The following is a 4398-nucleotide window of genomic DNA, read 5'->3' on the forward strand; positions in this document are numbered from 1 at the left end:
GCTACCACACTGGATTCACTAGATGAATCCCTCACAGAATTTGTGCAACAGAGCCCCGTCACGGACATCAATCTGGTCGATCCGGCTGGCGTCCCGACCCAGCGGTTTGATGGCAGTCTTTCGATTGCCGGCATTGAGACGGCTGGCGATCTGGATGCGACGGCAACCGGACGTATCAGTGGCGTCGATGTAAATGGATATGTCGTCGGGGCCGATATGAATCTGGACCTGAACGGGACGGTCCGCAATGACGGCGGCCTGGGTGATGCGGTGTTTGGATCCGTTACAGGCGAGGCCGCAGGCGATTTCTACATGGATGTGGACGGGGTTTTCTTCGGGACCGGGCGCTAGGCCTATCTGATGCGGTCCGGCACGATCATGTGGCGGATCCGCAAACGTCGCTCGCGGTAGAGCGTGAACAAACCGGTGGCGACGACGACAAAGGCACCAACCAGCGTCAGACCGCTGGGCCAGGCACCAAAGACCACCACGCCAAGCACCAATGCGACCAGCAGGCTTGTGTAGCGGAACGGCGCGACAAATCCAATTTCGCCAACGCGCATGGCAGCCACGGAAAACACATAGCCAAAGATGATGAACAAGGCTGACCCGCCCAGTTGCAGCGAGGCTTTGACGGTGAACGGCTGCCATTCGATCAAAAGCGAGGCAAAGCCGCCAAATACCATCACGGCAATGGCCGCGATCAAGGCAACCAGGACCGAAGGCACATCCGGTGACAGCCGACGCACAACCACATCGCGCAACGTGACGCAGGCCACGGCAGCGAGCGCGTAAAGACTGTATATGTTAAAGTCCGCCCCGCCCGGTCGGACGATCAAAAGCACGCCACAAAAGCCGACGCAAATCGCCGTGACACGCCGCCATCCCAGTGCTTCGCGCAAAAATACCGCAGCCGCGAGGCTGACCGTCAGCGGAAGCGCTTGCAGAATGGCGCTGACGTTGGCGATCGGAAGGTGAAACAGAGCGGTAATAAAGAAATAGGCTCCGCCTACTTCGCCAATCGCACGCAGCAACAAAAGGCCCCAGTCGCGGCGGGTCAGGCTAAACCGTAATTGCCCCATCACCGCACAGAGCACCGACAGACAGATGACGGTGGCAAGACCCCGCACAAAGAGCGCCTGAAACAAGGGCAATTCATCCGACAGCGCCTTCATGAATGCGTCATTGATGGTGAATGCCGTCATCGACCCCATCATGAAAAGCGCACCGCGCGTGTTGTCGGAAAATTGCACCATCTTCACGGCGTACCAGCGGATTGAAACCAACGCCAGAGGGCACATGCGCCGCAGGCGCCAGAATGATGTCGCGCGGCACGCGCGCCCGTCAGGTCAAACCCAGCAACGCAAAAGGCCCCCGAAGATCGGGGGCCTTTTACACATCTGCGAAACGTTCTTATTCGTCGCTGCCTTCGGGCGTGTTGACGATCAGATCGCCAAATACGTCTGCCTCTGTCACGTCCGATGACATGGGCATCGGCGCGGCAAGAGCTGCAGCCTGTTCGGCTTGTTCCCGGCGCGCCTCGATCACGACGTTGTCACGGCTTGCCGCAACAGCACGCATCTGCTGGGTTGCCCCGCCCGTTCCGGCTGGGATCAGGCGACCGACGATCACGTTCTCTTTGAGACCGATCAGCTTGTCCCGCTTGCCCTGCACGGACGCTTCGGTCAGCACGCGCGTGGTTTCCTGGAACGATGCCGCCGAGATGAACGAACGTGTCTGCAACGACGCTTTGGTGATACCAAGCAAGATCGGCTCACCGGTTGCAGGACGATCCCCACGCGCGATTGCCTTGGCGTTGGCTTCATCAAACTCGGCCTTATCGACGTTTTCACCCTTCAGCAGGACGGTGTCGCCGCTGTCCTGGATTTCCCATTTCTGGAGCATCTGACGGACGATGACTTCGATGTGCTTGTCGTTGATTTTCACGCCCTGCAGGCGGTACACGTCCTGCACTTCGTCGATCATATAGTCAGCAAGGGCTTCGACCCCCATCACCGCAAGAATATCGTGCGGGGCTGGGTTGCCATCCATGATGTAATCGCCCTTTTGAACAAAGTCACCTTCCACGACGGGAATGTGCTTGCCCTTGGGCACCATGTATTCGACCTTGATGTCTGCATCGTCAGCAGATTCAATCGCGATCCGGCGCTTGTTCTTATAGTCCTTACCAAAGCGCACGTAGCCATCAATTTCGGCGATGATTGCGTGATCTTTTGGACGGCGGGCTTCGAACAGTTCGGCCACACGTGGCAGACCACCGGTGATGTCCTTGGTCTTGGCGCCTTCACGCGGGATACGCGCGATAACGTCACCGGCAGCGACCTCCTGGCCATCTTCCACCGACAGAACGGCATCAACGGACATGCCATAGGACACGGGGTTGCCGTCATCCTTCAGGACAACTTCGCCATCCGCACCGATCACGATGATCTTTGGAGCCAGCTCATTGCCCTTGGGTGCCGCACGCCAGTCAGACACGATGCGCTGGGTCATACCCGTTGCTTCGTCGGTGTCTTCGCGCATGGCGATACCGTTGATCAGGTCGACGTATTTCGCTGTACCCGCTTTTTCGGCGATGATCGGCAGTGTGTATGGGTCCCATTCATAGAGCTTGTCACCGCGCAGGATCGCAGTGCCTTCTTTGATAAACACCTTGGAGCCGTAACCGACCTTGTGGCTGGCAAGCTCTTCACCGTTTTCGCCCATGATCGACAGGGTCATGTTACGACCCATGACGACGTTTTCACCCGCCTGATTTTCAAGCAAGACAGCGTTGTCATAACGCACTTCACCAGACTGCGACGCCTCTTGGAACGACTGCTGGCCACCTTGGGCAACGCCGCCGATGTGGAATGTCCGCATCGTCAACTGTGTACCGGGTTCACCAATGGACTGCGCCGCGATGATGCCGACAGCCTCGCCGATATTCACGCGTGTACCGCGCGCCAAGTCACGACCATAGCACATTGCACAAACGCCGTCTTCGGCTTCGCAGGTCAGCGGGCTGCGGATGCGCATCTTGGCGACACCAGCAACGTCGATCATGTCAGCCTTGCGTTCGTCGATCAGTTCGCCGGCTTCGACGATGACCTCTTCCGTGCCGGGACGCAGGACGTCATCGGCAGAGACCCGACCAAGCACACGTTCGGCCAGCGACGACACGACCTCACCATCGTTCACCGCAGCTTCGGCGGTGATCGCACGTTCCGTTCCGCAATCAATCTGACGCACGATACAATCCTGTGCGACATCCACCAGACGACGTGTCAGATACCCCGAGTTCGCAGTCTTCAACGCCGTATCCGACAGACCCTTACGGGCACCGTGGGTCGAGTTGAAGTATTCAAGAACGGTCAGACCTTCCTTGAAGTTCGAGATGATCGGCGTTTCAATGATTTCGCCGTTCGGCTTGGCCATCAGGCCGCGCATCCCGCCCAGCTGCTTCATCTGGGTTACAGAACCACGCGCACCGGAGTGTGCCATCATGTAAACCGAGTTCGGCTCGTTCTCGGACCCGTCAGCCGCACGGCCCGTTGTTGAGATAGTCAACATCATCGCGTCGGTGACTTTGTCGTTGGCCTTTGACCAGGCATCGACAACTTTGTTGTACTTTTCACCCTGAGTGATCAGGCCGTCCATGTACTGCTGTTCAAAGTCTTTCACCAGATCGCGGGTTTCGTCGACAAGCGCCCATTTGGTGTCAGGTACAACCATGTCGTCCTTACCGAACGAAATGCCCGCCTTAAACGCTTCGCGGAAGCCCATGGTCATGATCTGGTCACAGAAAATAACCGACTCTTTCTGGCCGCAGTAGCGGTAGACGGTGTCAATGATCTGCTGCACTTCTTTCTTGCGCAGCAGGCGGTTGACCAGAGCAAAAGGTGCTTTGGTGTTCAACGGCAGCAATGCACCCAGACGCAGGCGACCCGGCGTGGTTTCAAAGCGCGTCAGCACCTCGTTGCCCTCATCGTCGATCTGCATCATGCGCGCCTGAATTTTGGCGTGCAGGTGTACTTCGCCAGCGGTCAAGGCATGCTCGACCTCGTCGATATTGCTGAACGCCATACCTTCGCCCTTCATGCCTTCGCGCATGATGGTCGTGTAGTAGAGGCCCAGGATCATATCCTGCGATGGCACGATGATTGGCGCGCCATTCGCAGGCGACAGCACGTTGTTCGTGGACATCATCAGGACGCGCGCTTCCAACTGTGCTTCCAGCGAAAGCGGCACGTGAACTGCCATCTGGTCACCGTCAAAGTCGGCGTTGAAGGCCGAACAGACAAGCGGGTGCAGCTGGATCGCCTTGCCTTCGATCAGGACGGGTTCGAACGCCTGAATGCCAAGACGGTGCAGCGTGGGCGCACGGTTCAGCATGAC

Annotated in this window: 3 protein-coding genes; 1 reads left to right on the top strand and 2 read right to left on the bottom strand. The window is 58.0% G+C overall.

The window, feature by feature from the left end; translation table 11 throughout:
- Window positions 1-351: hypothetical protein (locus QZ196_RS17275; protein WP_296428597.1), on the top strand; the 351-nt coding region annotated here is incomplete at its 5' end.
- A 2-nt stretch (window positions 352-353) separates the two neighbouring features.
- On the opposite strand, the gene QZ196_RS17280 is transcribed toward QZ196_RS17275, so the two are convergent.
- Entirely contained in the window at window positions 354-1256 is a 903-nt protein-coding gene (locus tag QZ196_RS17280) for a DMT family transporter (RefSeq protein WP_296428600.1), read from the bottom strand.
- A 157-nt stretch (window positions 1257-1413) separates the two neighbouring features.
- Window positions 1414-4398, bottom strand: a 2985-nt coding sequence (gene rpoC, locus QZ196_RS17285) for a DNA-directed RNA polymerase subunit beta' (protein WP_296428602.1), incomplete at its 5' end; no start/stop codon positions are given.

The organism is Yoonia sp. (assembly GCF_017854565.1).
GTDB lineage: Bacteria > Pseudomonadota > Alphaproteobacteria > Rhodobacterales > Rhodobacteraceae > Yoonia.

Excerpts from the sequence above, each read along its gene's own strand:
- QZ196_RS17280 (WP_296428600.1), bottom strand. The coding sequence starts at position 1,256 with ATGGTGCAATTTTCCGACAACACGCGCGGTGCGCTTTTCATGATGGGG.